This is a genomic window from Nocardia sp. NPDC023852 (assembly GCF_040639505.1).
In the GTDB taxonomy this organism is placed as follows: Bacteria; Actinomycetota; Actinomycetes; order Mycobacteriales; family Mycobacteriaceae; genus Nocardia.
Window position 1 is genome coordinate 55,149 of sequence record NZ_JBFAAB010000029.1, and the last position, 17,433, is coordinate 72,581.

Annotated in this window: 15 protein-coding genes and 1 pseudogene; 7 read left to right on the forward strand and 9 right to left on the reverse strand. The window is 63.9% G+C overall.

Annotated elements, in window-relative coordinates:
* Nucleotides 1–22: 22 nt before the first annotated feature.
* Nucleotides 23–655, reverse strand: coding sequence for a TetR/AcrR family transcriptional regulator C-terminal domain-containing protein (locus AB0H00_RS27810; RefSeq protein ID WP_357272018.1), 633 nt, complete (start codon nt 653–655; stop codon nt 23–25).
* Nucleotides 656–730: 75 nt separating this feature from the next.
* Here AB0H00_RS27810 and AB0H00_RS27815 point away from each other — a divergent pair, with 75 nt between their 5' ends.
* The 3 genes from AB0H00_RS27815 to AB0H00_RS27825 all read left to right on the forward strand — a co-directional run bounded on the left by AB0H00_RS27815 (nt 731) and on the right by AB0H00_RS27825 (nt 5,359).
* The gene (locus AB0H00_RS27815) at nt 731–1,618 is read left to right on the forward strand and encodes an alpha/beta fold hydrolase (protein ID WP_357272020.1); all 888 of its coding nucleotides are present in this window, start codon (nt 731–733) and stop codon (nt 1,616–1,618) included.
* A 16-nt stretch (nt 1,619–1,634) separates the two neighbouring features.
* On the forward strand, nt 1,635–3,659 hold the full coding sequence (locus AB0H00_RS27820) for an AMP-binding protein (RefSeq protein WP_357272022.1): 2,025 nt from the start codon (nt 1,635–1,637) through the stop codon (nt 3,657–3,659).
* 128 nt (nt 3,660–3,787) lie between these two features.
* The gene (locus AB0H00_RS27825; protein WP_357272024.1) at nt 3,788–5,359 is read left to right on the forward strand and encodes a hypothetical protein; all 1,572 of its coding nucleotides are present in this window, start codon (nt 3,788–3,790) and stop codon (nt 5,357–5,359) included.
* 255 nt (nt 5,360–5,614) lie between these two features.
* On the opposite strand, the gene AB0H00_RS27830 is transcribed toward AB0H00_RS27825, so the two are convergent.
* The 3 genes from AB0H00_RS27830 to AB0H00_RS27840 all read right to left on the reverse strand — a co-directional run bounded on the left by AB0H00_RS27830 (nt 5,615) and on the right by AB0H00_RS27840 (nt 6,749).
* Entirely contained in the window at nt 5,615–5,878 is a 264-nt protein-coding gene (locus tag AB0H00_RS27830; RefSeq protein ID WP_357272026.1) for a biotin/lipoyl-containing protein, read from the reverse strand.
* 177 nt (nt 5,879–6,055) lie between these two features.
* Nucleotides 6,056–6,202, reverse strand: coding sequence for a hypothetical protein (locus AB0H00_RS27835; protein ID WP_357272028.1), 147 nt, complete (start codon nt 6,200–6,202; stop codon nt 6,056–6,058).
* Between the two features lie 265 nt (nt 6,203–6,467).
* On the reverse strand, nt 6,468–6,749 hold the full coding sequence (locus tag AB0H00_RS27840; protein WP_357272030.1) for a hypothetical protein: 282 nt from the start codon (nt 6,747–6,749) through the stop codon (nt 6,468–6,470).
* 171 nt (nt 6,750–6,920) lie between these two features.
* Between AB0H00_RS27840 and AB0H00_RS27845 the strand changes: the two genes are divergently transcribed.
* A complete protein-coding gene (locus AB0H00_RS27845; protein ID WP_357272032.1) occupies nt 6,921–8,360 on the forward strand; it encodes a DoxX family protein in 1,440 nt (479 codons plus the stop codon).
* Between the two features lie 534 nt (nt 8,361–8,894).
* Nucleotides 8,895–9,158 carry a hypothetical protein gene (locus tag AB0H00_RS27850; RefSeq protein ID WP_357272034.1) on the forward strand — a complete coding sequence of 88 codons (264 nt, stop codon included), beginning with the start codon at nt 8,895–8,897 and terminating at the stop codon, nt 9,156–9,158.
* 73 nt (nt 9,159–9,231) lie between these two features.
* Here the strand turns inward: AB0H00_RS27850 and AB0H00_RS27855 are convergent, their stop codons facing one another.
* From AB0H00_RS27855 to AB0H00_RS27875, 5 genes are all read right to left on the reverse strand, one after another.
* Complete coding sequence (locus tag AB0H00_RS27855) at nt 9,232–9,474, reverse strand: DUF4192 family protein (RefSeq protein WP_357272036.1); 243 nt, start codon at nt 9,472–9,474, stop codon at nt 9,232–9,234.
* Between the two features lie 685 nt (nt 9,475–10,159).
* On the reverse strand, nt 10,160–11,539 hold the full coding sequence (locus AB0H00_RS27860; RefSeq protein WP_357272038.1) for a DEAD/DEAH box helicase: 1,380 nt from the start codon (nt 11,537–11,539) through the stop codon (nt 10,160–10,162).
* Nucleotides 11,540–13,054: 1,515 nt separating this feature from the next.
* Nucleotides 13,055–13,486 (reverse strand): nitroreductase/quinone reductase family protein, encoded by a 432-nt coding sequence (locus AB0H00_RS27865; RefSeq protein WP_357272040.1) that lies wholly within the window; start codon nt 13,484–13,486, stop codon nt 13,055–13,057.
* Between the two features lie 392 nt (nt 13,487–13,878).
* Complete coding sequence (locus AB0H00_RS27870) at nt 13,879–14,259, reverse strand: GNAT family N-acetyltransferase (protein ID WP_357272050.1); 381 nt, start codon at nt 14,257–14,259, stop codon at nt 13,879–13,881.
* A 57-nt stretch (nt 14,260–14,316) separates the two neighbouring features.
* Nucleotides 14,317–14,643: a hypothetical protein gene (locus AB0H00_RS27875; protein WP_357272042.1), complete on the reverse strand. Its 327-nt coding sequence runs from the start codon at nt 14,641–14,643 to the stop codon at nt 14,317–14,319.
* A 1,123-nt stretch (nt 14,644–15,766) separates the two neighbouring features.
* On the opposite strand from AB0H00_RS27875, the pseudogene AB0H00_RS27880 reads away from it, so the two are divergent.
* Nucleotides 15,767–15,949 (forward strand): annotated as a pseudogene (locus AB0H00_RS27880) (IPT/TIG domain-containing protein); the annotation flags it as partial.
* 67 nt (nt 15,950–16,016) lie between these two features.
* A complete protein-coding gene (locus AB0H00_RS27885) occupies nt 16,017–17,108 on the forward strand; it encodes an ice-binding family protein (protein WP_357272051.1) in 1,092 nt (363 codons plus the stop codon).
* The last annotated feature ends 325 nt before the right edge of the window (nt 17,109–17,433 follow it).

Genomic DNA, 17,433 nt, shown 5'->3' on the forward strand with positions numbered 1-17,433 from the left:
CAACCGTTGGCGGGCGCGACGCCTACGCCCTGAGTCCTGTCAGGATTATGCGCACCCCGGCGCGAAATTCGGCTGCTGGGTCGCTCGAGACGGCGGCGTGCGCGATCTCGATGAGCTTGGGGAATTGCTCGGACGGCAAGGCTGCGATCCGGTCGGTGATCGTCGTGAGGTTTTCATCGCGCGCCACGGAGAGGGGGCCTACGAGTTCGGCTTGCGCGTATCCGGTGATGAAGCCGGACACTGCGCGGAACGCCACCAGCAATTCAGTCCCGGATCGACCGCTACGCGCGAGTGCCTGCAATAGGGCTTCGGTCGGCCGGAGTGTCGCCAGGTCGAGGCTGCGCCGGGTGAGAATCAGTGGGATCGCGTGAGGATGTGCGCGCACGGCGCGCCACATTCCCTCGGCGACGGTGAGCACCTCGTCATCCCAGTCGATGGACGGCGCGGAGTCCCAGCGTGCTTCCGCCATCACGGCCTCGGTAACGAGCTGCTCCAGGCCCTCACGTCCATCGACGTAGTTGTAGATCGTCATCGGACCGGTGCCCAGCACCGACGCGAGACTGCGCATGGTCAAGCCGGCCAGGCCTTGGTCGTCGACCAAGGCCAGTGCGGCGACCTGTAGCTGCTCGCGCGTGAATTTTCTGGGGGCGGGCATACTCCTCCTTGATTAAGTACAAGGTACGTGTTTAACTGAGCTTGTTCACGTACAACGTACCTATATCGAGGTGTCATGACCATTCGCACTACCTTCACTTCCGGCCGCGACCAGTGCGCGGTGTGGCTGACCCTGCCGGAGGGCCCAGGTCCGCATCCGGTTGTGGTGCTCGTCCACGGCGGTGGCGCAACCCACGAGATGATGCTCGCCCAGTACGAGAAGTGGTTCTCCGAAGCGGGTCTCGCGGTGGTGGCCTTCGACTTCCGCCACCTCGGAGAATCCGGTGGCCAGCCGCGCCAGCTGGTGAGTCAGCGCCGTTATGCCGAGGATGTCGACGCCGCCCTGGCCTTCGCCCGCTCCCGCCCGGAATTGGACGCACACCGGATCGCGCTGTGGGGCACCTCATTCGGCGCTAGCCACGTCTTGGCTGCAGCCGCCCGCCACGATGACCTTCGCGCCGCGGTGGTTCAGTGTCCTATCTTCAGCGGGCGTGCCGTCGTGTCACGGGCGGGGGTACGGCATCTGCTGCGGTTCACGGTTCCGATCGTTTCCGACCTGATCCGCGCCGCTCTCGGTCGGCCGCGCCGTTACGTCCAATTGGTCGGAAAGCCCGGGGATCTGGCGTTCGTGAACCAGCCCGGTGCCCTCGAAGGGTGGCAGTCGGTGACACCATCTGGTTACCGCTTCGATAACCGGATCACGGCGGCCTCGGGACTGGGCATGTTGTTCTACAACGCCGCGTCCTCCGCACCACGTGTGCGCTGCCCGCTGCTGGTGTCCGCCTGCGAGCAAGAAAATCTGATCGACCCCGCCATCGCGGGGCGGGTGGCCGCCACCGCACCACTGGCCATCCTGAAACACTACGACGCCGACCACTTCACGGTCTACCATCCGCCGGCCGTCGAGCAGATCGTTGTAGATCAGATCGACTTTCTGACCACACACCTCGCGTCGAACGCGTAACGAGAGGAGTACTTCCGTGGAGCGTATTCACGACGTCCTCCACAGGGCGGCGACCACTGCCTCGGACACTGTGGGCTGGATAGTGGACGACCGGAAAATCCGGTTCGCTGAGATGGATGCATGGTCGGACCGGGTCGCTGGCGGGTTGCTGCGGCTGGGCATCCGGCGGGGTGATCGCATCGCCGTCAACGGGCCCAACACACCCGACTGGCTCGCTGTGTACTTCGGGGCGGCCAAAATCGGCGCGGTGGTGGTCGGGCTCAGTGTCCGATACCGGGAAAACGAGTTCGCCCGTATCCTCAGCGATTCCGGGACACGTGTGGTGGTCACCGTGCCGTCCAGCGAGGACATCGACTTTCTGGGCATGCTGGCCGGCCTGCGAAATCGTCTTCCACAGCTGGAAGCCGTGGTGACCTTCGGCGCGGGCGGCGACCACGTGCTCGATGAGCTTTGGTCCACACCGGCGGACACCGTGCTGCTCGCCGAAGCCCAGGATGCGGTCCGCGAAGACGATCCGGTCATGATCATCTATACGTCCGGGACAACCGGACGGCCCAAAGGAGCAGTTCTGACGCATGGCGGCCAACTCGCGGCCGCTACCGCGCAAGCGGGGCACATGCGGCTCGGCCCCCGCGACACGTTACCGGTCGCCGTACCGCTCAACCACGTCAGCGGCATCACCTGTTGCGTACTCGCCGCGCTGGTCACCGGCGCCCGCACCGTTCTGCTGCCGACCTTCGAGGCCGCAGCCGCCGCCAACCTGTTCCACACAGCTGACCTCACGATCTGGGTCGGAGTACCAACCATGCACACACTGCTACTCAACCAATCCCGGTTCACCACCGTCGACACCGCTGCGGTTCGGCTCGTGGTCACCGGCGGCGCCAACGCGGAACCAGCCTTGCTGGAACGTTTGACCAGCTCCTTTCCGAACGCCACCGTGATGAACCTCTACGGGCTCAGTGAGTCCTCGGGTGCAGTCGTGATGACCCCCTGGGGCGCCGACACAGAAACGACCGTGCGCGCGATCGGACGGCCGCTTCCGACCGTGCAGATCAAGATCGCCGATGCAGACGGGACCGAAGTCGCCGTCGGAGAAACCGGCGAACTCCTGCTCCGAACCCCTTCGGTCATGGCGGGCTACCACAACATGCCCGCGGAAACGGCCGACACCATCAGTGACGACGGCTGGCTGCGCACCGGCGACATCGCCTGGACCGATAACCACGGCTTCATCACCCTGCACGGCCGGGCCAAGGACATGTTCGTCCAAGGCGGATACAACATCTACCCGATCGAAGTCGAGAACATACTGGCGGAGCATCCCCAGGTCCTCATGACGGCCGGCATCGGCGTACCCGATCCGGTGCTCGGCGAGATCGGCCGCTACTACGTTGTCCTCACGCCAGACGCTCAGCTCGCCGAAAACGACCTCAAGCATTTCTGCTCGGACAAAATCGCGGATTACAAGGTTCCCAAAGAAATCATCATCAGGCCGAACCTTCCCATGACTCCGTCCGGCAAGGTCCACAAGGCCACACTTCGCAACGAATCAGCACAACCGGGCGCCCGGGCTAACCGGTCCACGGCGGCGGCGGAAGTTGTCGCCGGCCCCCAGTCGGAGGCAACCACGGTCGGCCCCATCGGTGGCGACATGCCACGCGGACACAACCGTGCACTGGCCATCCAGGTCCGCGACGGCTCGCACCGAGCCTCAGGATCAGACGTCTGCCACACCAGCCGGCCCCGTCCACGCCTTCGGGCGAAAACCCGTCTTACACATCACTTGAAGGAGCCTGCCATGCCACGAGTAGATATTGACCTCAGCGGCACGATATGCCGGCAACCGCACTTGCACTCCCGCAAGTGCCCGCGCCGATCGCTACGGCGATACAGTATGGGTAAGGGGACCAATCTCATCGTAAATGATGCGATCGGTTCACAATACTCGGATTCCAGAAAGGCGGGATGTGAGCGGCTCGGTCGTGCCGGACCACCATCGCTACCACCAGCTCCCAGCCATCGTCCGAAAGTCTCATAGCGGTAAAGAAGACCTTTTCCGGAGGGACGCGCCGCGCATGCCGGCGTATGCGGCTGTCTGTAACGGAGTCACTACATTCCCGTAAGTCTCACTGCCGGGTCGGTGTCGCGGCCGACAGACTCTCCACCATGAGCCTCGTCATCGCTTCGGCGAATCAAATCTACGTATTCGACACCGCGAAGAACGACTGGCACACTCCGCTGTGGTCCTGGACCAAGAGCAACTGGGGCGGCCCCACCGACGTCAGGATGAGGCAAGACGTTCACGGAAAGCAATTCGTCGTCGCCGGCGGCTCGAGCACGGTCTTGGTCGTCGACTACCCCGACGGACAACTGATCCTGGACGCGGCAGCGCAATCCAGCATCCACTCGGCTGAACTGCTTCCCGACGGGGTGGTTGTCGGCGCGGCTCCGCACGGTACGGTCGACGACGGCCGCGGTACGGCCGGGGCGTTGACCATGCACCGTCAGCACCTCGTCCACGCCGGCACTCAGCTGGCCGATTGGCACGACCGGCTGCTGGATGCACATGGTGTGTTGTGGGACGAAACCACCCAAACCTTGTGGGCCGTCGGCAGACAAGGCACCGGACCCCAGACCGCGGGCGGTAGCGGTCTGCTGCGCAAGTACGCCTGGCACGGTTACGCGGCCGATCCGCCGCTCACAATCTCCGATGAGTTCACCGTACCCACCGATCCGCGGCCGCTCGACCAGATTTCCGATCACTTCCGCGCCTTTCCGGGCTGGTATGAATCACCACATGACATCGCACCTATCCCCGGATCTCGCGACTTCCTTGTCACCACCGACGTCAAGGTTGTCGCGTTCAACGTGGCAAATGGAACGTTTTACGAGGCGCCAGCAGAAATCGCTGCGCTGTTCGAGGTGAAGGGATTGGGCATTCATCCACAATCGCAGCAGATCACCCTACTGCGGCACGACCAGCCGAACGGCGACTATTCGTCGGACCACATCGAGTTCTACCGCCCCACCGGTAGCCGCACTGTGGGTTGGAAGGAATTCTACAAGGCGCGCTGGGTCGACAACGACCCCACGTGGACCGCGACTTTCATCGGAGGCACCAGTGGATCGCTGAGCCAAGTCGACGCAGCAGTCCTCGGTAGAAACCGCACTCCATGGTTTTTCGGAGGCGACCGCTATCTCGAACTCGACTGGACCCATGGCACACGTAACGGATACGCGACACCGATCAAGGACGCATGGCCGGGACTCCCCACGGAAATGCACTCAGACCTCGACGCCGTCATCCTCGGCACCAACAACGGGAACCCTCGATTCTTCAAAGGCGACTGGTACGCCGAATGCGACCTGAAAACTGGAAAGCTCGTCGGACGCGTAAGAAAGATCTCCGAGGTATGGCCAGGACTGAAAGGCCTGGGCTACCGCGTCGACACCGCACTCATGGGACCCGACGGCGATCCACGCTTCTTCCGCGAAGACAAATACGTGCAATGCCGATGGGGCGACGGAGCGCTCGTCGATGACGTACGGACCATCGCTCATGTATGGCCAGGTATGCCCTCCGAAATGCACAGCGACCTCAACGCGGCCTTCATGGGACGCGACGGCGACCCCCGATTCATCAAAAAATCGGCGTACGCGCAGTGCACATGGGGTTCGGGCAAATGGGTTGAAGGACCACTCGACTTGTTCGCCGTGTGGCCGGGCCTCCGGACCTGACCACGGAATCGGGGATCGCTATCGGAATGACTGCTGTCGATCGTCCCCGCGGACGGCACCGACGGTCGGTCCTGACCACGGTGGCCAGGACAACAGGATCGCAGTACCCGACAGCACGACACCGCGCACAAGACGGCTTCTGACTATCAGAGACAACCTTCCCAGCGACAGCGGAGGGGACAAAAGTGAACGATCGAGCACAACCCATCACGAGCCGGGCGCGCGCGGACCCCAACGGTATCCACCCCGCAAAGTTCAGGGACGGATGACTATCAGGGCCTGACCGAACTCGACCGCCTCACCGTCCGTGGCAAGGATCTCCACCACCGTTCCGTCGATGTCACTCTCGATCTCGTTCATCAGTTTCATAGCCTCGATGGTGCACACCGCCGACCCCTCGCTGACGTGATCGCCGACCCGCACCAACGGAGAGTCGTAGGGGTTCGCCGCCCGGTGAAACGTGCCATCGAACGGTGAAGCGATGACATGACCCCCCGATTGCGACGACGCAGATCCCACAGCAGAGCCTCCTCCGGTCCATGACGTAGCCGTATCGCCCGATTGTGCCCCAACGCCGCCGCTATCCCCTGGTACCGGCCACGGACACACCGGAACCAGCGTCGACGGCCCGGCGTATCCGTCGGCGGCAGTGAAGACATCGCCACGCCCAGTGACGTGATCCTGCTGACGGTGAGACTACCCGCCCGTTCGCGAGTTGATGTCGGCGAGCACACGGCCGATCAGGCGGCACAGGGCATGCTCGAATTCGGCAATGGCGCCGAGGACCTGGAAGGACATGCGCCCAATCGCGGTCGAGGTATCGATGCCCTGATCGAGCACCACCAGATCGACGCAGCTGCTGGGTTTTCGACACGATGTCCGAACGCACCCGCGACGGCCTGGTCGCCGGTGCGTCCGCGGACGCACCGGCGACCAGAACCGAAGCTCGGTTGCCGTCAGGTGCAACTGGACCGGCAGATGTAGGACGGGCTCGACGCGGCGGCAAACGCAGACGCAGATCGCCGCCGAGTTCGGCGTCACCCGGCCTACCATCTACCGGCACCTGGATACACCGAGCAACGTTGCTGGGCAGCGGTTTGAGATCAAGTCACTGCCGGTGCCGGTGGCGGTGCCGGTGGCGGTGCCTGTCTTTGTCCTCGCCTGTGCACTGATCGTCGCTGTCCTGGTCCTTACCGTTGTTCCCGCCTTTGCACTGAGGGTCCTTGCTGCCGTCGTTATCGCCCGGCGCCAGGACCGGACCGGCCGCACCCGAGGGACTTGCCGGGACAGGCGACGCCTCGGCAACCGCCGAAAAGACCGCAGCAGCGGCCAGTGCCGCTCCACCGATGAGCGCTGCGAGCTTGGCGCGAGATTTCGGAGTTCGGGACATGCGGATCTCCTCAGCGTTGGAATGAGTCGAACAGCTTGGTGGTGCAATCCCAGTCGGCGATCGGCGCCGACTCCTCAACGGAGACAGCGGCCTCCACATCCTCTTCGTCAGCTACAGTACAGCAATCAAGATCGACTACCGTGCCACGAGACACCTCGAGGTGAAGCGAATATGCCACGTACGAGCAGCGGGCCGGTACAGTCCCGCCACAGCATGACGGCCGGTGTCCACACACCGGCAACACTCCAGCGCGGCCGATTCGAATGGTGGCAAGGGGGTGCCATCAGCACGATCACCGCGCAGGACACACCGGATCGGGCTGGTCCTACACGCTGGAATCCGCTCACCCGCATTGCATTCCGGTTCTGTTTCCTGTATTTCGGACTGTACTGTCTGCTGTATCCGAAGATGCTCTCGAATCTCGTGGGGTGGCTCGTCCCCGAGTGGCCGTCGCTCCCGGATCCCGCGACCTGGCAGACGCAGCTGCTACAGCCGTTCCTGCAATGGGTGGGGCAACAGGTGTTCGGCGCCACTGACGTTCCGTTGGTGACGACCGGCGGCCGCGACCACCTCATCTTCTGGGTGCTGCTGTTCTGCATCCTGGTGGTCAGCGTGGTGGGTGCCGCGGTGTGGACACTGCTGGACCGACGGCGTGAGTATCGTCGGCTGGCGGGCTGGTTCTTCGTGTTCATCCGGATGTGCGTCGCCGGGGCGATGATGAATTACGGTCTGGCGAAACTGATTCCGATACAAATGCCCGCGCCTGCGCTGCGCACCCTGCTCACACCGTATGGGGACTTCATTCCGCTGGATGTGCTGTGGAATCAGGTCGGCGTCTCACTGCCCTACGAGGCACTGCTCGGCGCCGCCGAGGTGCTGGGCGGGATACTGCTTTTCATCCCACGGACCAGGATTGCGGGCGCGCTCTTGGTGATGGTCGACATGGCGATGGTGTTCGTGATGGATCTGTGCTTCGGCGTGCATGTCCGGACCCTGTCCGGGCACCTGTTGCTGATGTCGCTGATGTTGCTGGCGCCGGAGGCCTGGCGTTTGGTGAACGTGCTGTTTCTTGACCGGCCCGCCGGTGTATCTACTGCGCCATATCCGTTCCACACCAAGCGATCTCGATGGGTAGCCGCAGGTGCGCAAGTGTTGCTGGGAATCTGGGTCGCCACCACTTTCATCCCCCTGAGCATCGACTACTGGCGCGAGCAACATCCACCGCAGTCGCCGGTGTACGGCATCTGGACCGTCACGAGTTTCACCAGGGACGGCACCGACGTCCCGCCGTTGACAACCGACCGAACCCGCTGGCGCAGGCTGGTTTTCGATGAGCCCGGCTCGGCCACCTATCAGCGCATGGACGACAGCCTTGTCGATGTACAGGTCACGATCGCCGCCGCAGCCCACCGCATCGAACTGTCCGACCAGAGCAACGCCAGGCCGAAACCGCTGGCAACATTCACCTTCCAGAAAGAAGGCGCCGACCATCTGCGCCTGAGCGGATCATTGAACGGCCACCCGGTAACGATGACTCTCGACCGCGTCGACCTGAGCCAGCTCCCATTGCGCAACCACAGGTTCCAATGGGTGGAGCCCAACGACTCGTAAACCGGTTCACCGCACCGCGGACGGGGTCACGGTCCCGAAAAACCGGCGTCCCCGCCGACGGACTGATCACCCGCAGCTGACCCGCCTGGGGCGACTTCGGCGCGCATCGAAAGCCCCAGTGCGGTGTTTGGTGGCACGCCAGGGGCAACTGGCAGCCCCGAACGCCGTGTCATCGGCATTACAGTGCGCGTTCCGGCAATGGCGTCGGACACTCCCAAGACGAACAGGGTCGGCGGCGGTCGGCTTCCGGCAAATGGCCGATACCGGCCAGCGGTCTTGTCGGGGGAAGTGTGCTTGTGGACCCGGTCGCCGTCATCGTCACCGCAATTGCCGCAGAGTGCGAAGTGCGATGGTTCAATCGCTCGATGCGTGGTGACGAGACATCGGTCAGTGGAGTGTGGAGGCCGGGTATCACAGCTCAGTGAAGGATGAGCAGTTCGTCTTCTGGTGTGATGGTGTGGGGTTGGTGGAGTACGCGCGGCCGGGGCGAGCGAGTGTGTGCTGTTCCGATGGGCGCGGACGGCGATTCGGACGGTGCGGCTCGAACCGTATCGGTACGTCCGGCGCGACGGCGGTGAGATTTTGGATGATGTGCCCGAGGTGGCCGAGATCCGTTATCGTATCGCGCGGGAGAAGCGGCCGTTGATCGGTGAGGTGCTGCCGGTGCTGTATCTGCCCGCTCCGTTCGCGGCGACTCCGGATGGCGGGCACGGGCTGATCACGCGGGAGTGGTGTATTTCGCGAATAAGCGGCGTGCGAGTTCGTGAATCGAGGCATCACCGAAAGCAGGCACGCTAAGGCCGCAATTGGAACCCGGGGTCAAGGACCGGCAAGCCTCCCTGTGCGACGAATCGTCCAGTTCCGCCCGAAGTCAATGACGAACAGCCGCAGTGAAACCTGTCGCCACAGCACCCCGCGAAGTACGTACGGTCTGTATGTCGGGCAAACGTGCTCGGCACCGGGACGCATGCCCTTCCCGGTGCTGCGGCCGGGTGGACCGTCCCCTGCACGCGGAATCGGCCACAATCATGACGACGAGAGACCGCTCAGGAACCAAGCCGAGCATTGCCGGAACAGCGGCAATAAAATCACCGGGATCACCACTAGAAGACACCGGACACTCCTGCGCTGAGAACAAGATTGGAGCGAACAAACCGAATCCCTCGGTTCGTCGCCGCCCGCCGACGGCGAGCGCTCAAGCCGTCCCGGACCTCGCAATGAGTCGTTGGGCGGTGGGCGCACTCCAGCTACGCCGGCGGTGCCAGACGGGGGTCAAGGCGCAAGCCCTTCGCGCCTTGACCGTCGCCACCGGCGTATAGCGCGCCCGTCCGCCGCCCAACGACTCAGCGTCTCCTCCGCCACCGTCCGGAATGACGACCACACGCGAGATGGTGGGTGCAGCATGGTTTTTGGATTGATAGCCCTTGACGAAGTGTGTGATTCTGGAGGTCGGCGTGGCTACTTCGGTGAATCGCGACATCACCAACGCCTACCCTGAGACGGCTGATGCACTGTGTTGGTAGAGCTTGGACGCCCGAGCTAGAGAACCTGGTCGGCCGGACAGATCTGAAGCGAGAACCCTCGTGCAGCGACATGACCGGATGGCCGACATGCTCGATGTGCCGCGCTGGGTTTCGGGCACACCGTAATGTCGTGACATGCAGGCGAATCCGCGCAAACAAGATGCCGACGTCCCCGTGCAGCGCTGGCAGGACATACCCGGTTGGTTCACGTGGCGCGATGCTCAGGAAGAAGCGGTGGCGCATTTCGCGGGGGCAGTACTTTTGTCGAAGTCGGCCCTATGCGGCCGCTCGGCGCGCGGAGTGAGCGCGCGGCTTGGCGCGCGACTGGCCTTGTGCCACGCTGCCGTTGCGACGGCCGCCGCCTTGGCGCGGTCTGCCACTGCTCCGGCGAGGTCCGCCGCTGTTTTGGCGCGGTCCACCGCTGCTGCGGCGGTCGTCTTCACGTGCTGCCCGCTCACTGTATGAGGGGGCGACGAATGAGGCAATCGTGCCGACGATCTCGGCTACCACGGGCGAATCGGCGGTGACCCGTTGCGGGGTGACAGTGATCTTGGCCTTGCGCATGAGGTCGGCCAGGTCGCGTCGTTCGCCGGGCAGCACCAGGGTGATCACTTCACCTGAGTTGCCGGCCCGTGCGGTACGGCCCGAACGGTGCAGGTATGCCTTGTGTTCGGCGGGCGGGTCCACGTGTACGACCAGCTCGACATCGTCGACGTGCACGCCGCGCGCGGCCACATCGGTCGCCACCAGCACCCGGGCGTCACCGGCGGCGAAGATCGCGAGGTTGCGGTCGCGGGCGCCCTGCGAGAGGTTGCCGTGCAGGTCGACAGCCGGAATTCCGGCGAGGGTCAGCTGCTTGGCCAGTTTGCGAGCCTGATGTTTGGTGCGCATGAACAGGATTCGCCGGCCGGAGCCCGAAGCGAGCCTGTGTACGATCTCGCGCTTGGCTTCGACGCTCGCGGTTTCGAAAACGTGATGGGTCATGGCGGCGACCGGGGAGTTCGCCTCATCGACGGAATGCAGCTTGGCATCCGGCAGGAAGCGACTGACCAGCTTGTTGACGCCATTGTCCAGAGTGGCCGAGAACAGCAGGCGCTGACCATCATTCGGGGTGGCCGCGAGAATGCGGGTCACGCCGGGCAGGAAGCCGAGGTCGGCCATGTGGTCGGCCTCGTCGATAACGGTGACCTCGACGGCATCCAGCGAGATCAGGCGCTGGTTCATCAGATCCTCGAGCCGGCCGGGGCAGGCGACGACAACGTCGACGCCGGCGCGCAGCGCCCGGACCTGCCGGTTCTGTGGGACGCCACCGAAAATGGTGGTGACGGTCATCCGATAGGCCGCGGCGAGGGGTTCCAGCGCGGCCGCGATCTGGGTGGCCAGTTCCCGAGTCGGCGCCAGCACGAGACCGGTGGGGCGGCTGGGTGCGCGTCTACCGGCGAGACCGCCGCCGAGACGGTTGACCATCGGAATGGCGAACGCGAGCGTCTTGCCGCTGCCGGTTCGGCCACGGCCCAGCACATCGCGTCCGGCCAGCGAATCGGGCAGGGTGTCGGTTTGAATTGGAAAAGGTTCGGTGATTCCGGCGCGAGTCAGCGCCTTCACAAGGGGTGCGCTCACGCCGAGCGCGGCAAAAGAGATGTCAGCAGAAGTCATAGGTATTGCGGCGCCTTTCGGGCATCAGGTGGTGCCCGAGCCGTCTGCGGACCTCCGGGTCCGCACCGGGGGCACGAATGGCGAGATTGCCGATGGGCAAAATCGATCGCCGTAAGAAGAACGGATGCGGCAAGCGCTGGTTGCGAATGCGATCTACGACGCTTGGCGTGACATGTCACGCTCTTGATCAACTATAGCCTGTGGTGAGCGGTTCATACTCATCGGGTGAGGTTTCTCGCTTGCGAGGCCGGCTGCCGGGCTCACGGTTCTGGGGGACGGGGGCACACTTGGGTCCATCGCTGGAAGGGCTTCTGCCCCGTGAAAATCAGCCCCACATGAGTCTGCGGCGTCGTGCCATGCGACCGTACTGCTCGCTCTGGTCGTCCGACGGCGTGACCGGAGTCGCCGGGCTGGCCCGAGGGCTGAATTGGCGGGCCCCCGTAACGGGCGATCGATCTTCCCGGCCCGAGATGGAGGGATCGGCGGGCTTCGTCGATGAATCGGTGGCGAGCTTCACGTTGAGCTTCGCGGGCTCGATGCCATTCACTGTCGGCTTGGCGATCGGGGGAGGAGATGGTGTCCCACACGGCGTGGTCGGCGTTGTGCATCGCCATACGCATCGGCGAAGTATCTGGATGGCGCGTCTGGGACATCGACACCAACACCTGGATCTGAACTGTGCGCCGCCAAACCACCCCCGCGTCGCACATCTCGACGAGGGAGTGCCAGTTCGAGAAAGCAAGTGCGCATGGGTCTTTGAGCTCGTCTTCGACCTGTTTGTAGAGAGCTTGCCAGCCGCGTACACGGGCGTAGTCGATATCGACCAGGCCGTCGCGTTTGGCTTGTTTATGACCTGGCCCCTTGGCTCCATTCCCACCGCGCCAGGCAGGAACTTCCCAGCTACTACGAGCCAGTCCGTCGGCACCGTCCCGCATCGGTACTCAGTCCCTCGCGGGTTCTCCGCTTGGGATGCTCCCTCTCTCCGACCGCGAATCATCTTCGCAGGCAGAAGTATCGGAACGGGCCTTCCCACGTTCCCCGCACGAGCAGCAGATCAGGCTCGCGCCGCCTTCACGCCGGACACCATCTGGCCAGTAAGCAGGTTCCCGCCAGACTCATCCCAAGGTCGGATAAGACCCAGGTTTCGATGTCGTCCTAAACATTTCGACGCTTCAACAGCGAACCCCCGCAAGGGCTTTCAGCGCAACGCCTTCCTGATCCCCACCTGACGCCTCCAACGGACGCCTTTTCCCTCATCGCTCACCACGACAGTCTTCAGCTAACGCAGCAGAGGGTGGTTTAGTGCCTCCCCCATGCAGGGCGACACTGGAGGGCCGAGAATCCTCCATCTCTCACGCAGCACCGCTTCAAGAAGCTCCTCCTACATCTCGAGCCCGCTCCGCGTTCGTGACGCACTATCCGTTGTTTTTCCGCGATTACTACCGGGACCAATGCCGGTCGCCCGCCGCGTCGGGTTCGTGACTGAAAGCCGCGGTCGGTCTGCATTGGATCTGTTCAGTCCCTCGGGGTCAGCAGGACCAGCGGAATTTCGCGAGTGGTGCGCTGCTGATAGGCGGCGTAGCCGTCATATCTCGCGATCACTTTCGGCCATAGCTCGGCGCGTTCCTCCACAGTCGCGATCCGGGCGGTCATGCATCGACGGGGGCCGCTGCGGAACGACACGTCAACCTCGGGCCGGTCCCGCAGATTCAGATACCACGCCGGGTGGACCGGATCACCACCGCGGGACGCCACGACGACGATCGTGTCGCCGTCGACCAGCGGGGCCGTGAGCATCACCGTGTGCGATCGCCCCGACTTCCGTCCGACCGTGGTCAGTTCCAGCGACGGCATGCCGCTGAAGGAGTTGCCCAATTTCCCGCCGCTGGCCCGGAGCAGGCCGCGGTGCGCGATGTTCATTGCCTTCAGGGCGAGGTTGGGTGGCAAAGAAGGGGCTCCTATGTCGAGGTTCGGCCGGAGGTCGAGGTTCGGACCGGTCGGCCAGTGTGAATCGAGTACTTACAGGCCGTGGCCATGCGGTTCAAGGCAACCAGGCCGATCGAGTCGCAGTATTGGATAAACGCGACAGCCAGGACTCGGACGCTTGATGTCCGGGTCGGTCGGTCGGGAGGAGCGGAGCACAGACGATTGGCGAACACACTCTCATGCCACCTGTCGAGCGCTCGGAGTGGTGACAGCCGCAGCCGGCACGTTGCAAAGCAGATCGGAACCACACAGCACCCTCGTCATCAACGCCACCTGACAACTTCCCTGTCAAGTGCTTGTGTTCAAGGAGGATTCCCCAGGAACGCCGCCGCGTCCGGCCCGGGCAACCAGGGTTAGATCCAGTACGAGCAGATGCCGTCGTGGGTCTGGGCGGACACGACACCACCACATGCGTGGATGACCCGGCTAGATCCGGCATTGTCGGCCCGACAGGTGAGCAGAGCGGGACGAATGCCGAGAGCGACTGTCAGACATAGTGTTTGGCGCAGAATCTCCGTCCCGTACCCGCGTCGGCGGTGACGGGGATCGACGATGTAGCCGATGTGCCCGCCCCACCGTGTCAGCTTCTCGGTGAGGTGGTGGCGGATGTCGCTGCTGCCGACCAGCACGCCGCCGACCTCGGCGACGAGGAAGTTGGACTGGATCCGCTTGTAAACACCGTTCGCGTTGCACTGAGGGATGAACGCTCCCGGCCGGGAAGGCCCACCCTCCAGCTTCGCGCGCTCCTTCGCGCATTGCCCCTCAGCCCCACCTGCGTGTAAATGACAAGCTCAGGCGGCAACGCTATATGCCGCGATTCCGCTGCACGGAATGCGACACAGTGTCAGCTCCGGTTGAATATTGCGGACTGACAGGTTGTGGCGGGTCGTGTCCCACCCTGGTTGTGCGCCAGCAGCGGCCCGCCCGTAGCGGAGCGAGGACGGGGCGCCCAGCGCCGCGCAGCGCAGCCGCTCCGTTCGTGAATGGGCCGACCCGGGGTTTGCCATGTCCGGTTGCGGGTCGCGTAGTAGGGGGCCGATGGTGGGCAGTTCCCGGGCGGCCGGGAGGTGTTCGGTGACTGGGACATCCCCGTAGCCGTGGTCGGTGTTGGGGTCCACCTAGGCTGGTTCCCTGTTCATCAACAGTGACGGCGGTTGCGCACAAATCTCGACGGGCGTATTGCGGAGTCGATGTTTACGGATTTGGGCATCACCGTCGGCTAAATAGTGTGACTATAGAGTGCGCAAGCAGGAAACCGTGCCGATGTCTGACATGTCCAAGTCGAGCTGTATGTGGCGATCCGCCAGGGTCTTCGTGCGGGACTGTCCAAGCATGCAATCGAGCACAAGCACGGGGTCGGGTAGTGCGGTGCCGATAACCACAAACGCAAACCACAGCTGCGAATGACCCCCGGATGACAGCCCGGCGCCGCTCCGAACGACTCTCGAGGCTGCCGGGTTCCCCGCGCCACGGCATCGGAGTTCGGACTCACCCCCGACGATGCCGTCGAACCCGCCGAGCTGCAATTGCTCAACGACGACCGGCCCGCCGAAGCCACGGTCGGATTCATCGGATGGCCCGGACCGTGCGCGGGTGAACAAACGTCTCGAATTCAGAGCCGGCACTCCTCACTGAGGCCGTCGAAATTCGCGAACAACTCGACCTGAAAGTGCTGTCAGAATTCGCGGGAAAACGCCGTCAAAATTCATGGGAATATGTCGCCGAAATTCATGCAATAGCCATTCGGGCCGAGTCCGTATTCCGTCACGACTCGCGGTTGCAATTTGAATTCGGCATGGCGCTCGAGTTTTTGGCTGCGTACCCTTGGAGATGAGTTGATTTCCGTTTCAATTCCGTGAGGCAAAATGTAGACGATTCAAATTGTGAGCAAGGCGGCAGCGCGAAACCGGCGACGCCACTACGCGAAATACGACTCGGTCACCGGCAACAGTGATCGCATTACCGACCGCTGGCATCGTCGTTGGCAACACCGTCATTGGCAGTGGCATCCACGTCGAATTCAGCTGGCGTGATCATGCATGCCTGCACTGCCGGCGACACCCCGGACAACTGCGCCCCTGTCAAGGCGGCGGCGGCTTCATTGGCGGACGGCCCCGGCTGCCACCAGCAGACGCATCGGCCGAGGACTCCATCCGACAACCACCGTCACGCACGGCAGTGCACGCGGCCCTGCCTGGCCTCGGTCGGCATGCACGCACACATCAACAAGGAAGGCACCTCATGCCTATCTCTCCCAACCAGGGGTCGACCGGAGGCGGGACCATCGTCACGATCACCGGCACGAACCTCAGCGGCGCCACCGCCGTGCACTTCGGCTCCAAGCTGGCCACCATCACGGCCAACACGCCTACGTCGGTCACGGTCATCTCCCCGTCCGGGACAGGCGTAGTCGGTGTGACCGTGACCACCTTGGGGGGGGACCAGCAACCCACGGTCATTCTTCTACATCGGCCCACCATTCAAGGCCGGCCTGTCCCCGGCCTCGGGCGTCATCGCCGGCGGCAACACGGTCAACCTCACCGGAACCGGCCTGTCCACCGCCACCGCGGTGAGCTTCGGTGCCAACTCCGCGACTCCGACTGTGGTCAACGACGGCGTGCTGACCGTCGTCGTCCCGGCGGGCGCAGCGGAGGGACCGGTGGGCGTCAGCGTCACCACCGCGGGCGGTACCGGCAACGGCCTTGTCTACACCTACGTCGCGGTCCCTGCCTTGACCTCGGTCAGTCCGACTTCAGATCCAGCGGCCGGAGGCAATACGGTCACCCTCACTGGTACGGGCTTCACCGGGGCCACCGCGGTCTCCTTCGGCGCCACGCCGGCGACGTCGTTCACGGTCGTCTCCGCCACGCAGATCACGGCGGTCGCCCCGGCCGGGACCGGCACGGTACAGGTCACCGTCACCACCGTCGGTGGCACCAGCAACGGAGTCTCCTACACCTACGTTTCGGGTCTGACTCCGGTCAATTTGGGGACAGCCTCATCGTTCGCGGTATTGGCGGGTGCCACAGTCACCAACACCGGCGCTTCGGTCGTCTCCGGCGATCTGGGGCTCAGCCCCGGCAGCGCAGTAACCGGGTTTCCGCCGGGAACAGTGATCAATGGAACGCAGCAGGTCGCGGACGCAGTCGCGGTCCAAGCCCAAACTGATCTGACGACCGCCTACAACGATGCTGCCGGCCGGACCCCCGCCATCGGGGTGCCAGCGGACATCGGCGGACTAACCCTGGTTTCGGGTGTATACAACATGGCCGCCGCAATGGGTTTGACCGGCACCGTTACCCTCGATGCGCAAGGTAACCCCAACGCGGTGTTCATCTTCCAGGCCGGATCGACACTGATCACCGCGTCGGACAGCACCGTCAACCTCATCAACGGAGCCTCGCCTTCCAATGTCTTCTGGCAGGTGGGTAGCTCAGCGACCCTGGGCACCAACACCACCTTCGCCGGGACCATCATGGCGTTGACCTCGATCACAGTGCAGACCGAAACCACCGTGTCCGGACGCGCACTGGCCCGCAACGGTGCAGTCACCCTGGACACCAACACCATCACGGTGCCCTAAGCCAGGATCAACTGGGGTTCGAACTTGTCCGCGCGTTCCGGCGCGCGGACAAGGGAGACCAGGGTGTGTTTCGGGCGTAGGTAACCACTGGCCTACCCAGCCCTTCCACTGCGATTCCTGGTCGTAGGGACGTGGCTGGCACTCAGGCGGTCGAGGCCACGATCGTAGTGGCGTGCCGGGGGCGCTGCCCGGCATCGGCCCAGGGCCAGTGGCTTGCTTCGACAAAGCCGTGAGGTTCCGCCGCTTTCTCGGAGGGCTCTGTGCATGGTCCGATAGGACGATGGAAGGAGTCATTCGTGGCAGCACCGAAGAAGTACCCCGATGA

What these genes read in the sequence shown, in the direction of transcription:
- AB0H00_RS27810 (WP_357272018.1), bottom strand. Translation starts at nt 655, where the DNA reads ATGCCCGCCCCCAGAAAATTCACGCGCGAGCAGCTACAGGTCGCCGCA.
- AB0H00_RS27815 (WP_357272020.1), top strand. Translation starts at nt 731, where the DNA reads ATGACCATTCGCACTACCTTCACTTCCGGCCGCGACCAGTGCGCGGTG.
- AB0H00_RS27825 (WP_357272024.1), top strand. Translation starts at nt 3,788, where the DNA reads ATGAGCCTCGTCATCGCTTCGGCGAATCAAATCTACGTATTCGACACC.
- AB0H00_RS27840 (WP_357272030.1), bottom strand. Translation starts at nt 6,749, where the DNA reads ATGTCCCGAACTCCGAAATCTCGCGCCAAGCTCGCAGCGCTCATCGGT.
- AB0H00_RS27845 (WP_357272032.1), top strand. Translation starts at nt 6,921, where the DNA reads ATGCCACGTACGAGCAGCGGGCCGGTACAGTCCCGCCACAGCATGACG.
- AB0H00_RS27860 (WP_357272038.1), bottom strand. Translation starts at nt 11,539, where the DNA reads ATGACTTCTGCTGACATCTCTTTTGCCGCGCTCGGCGTGAGCGCACCC.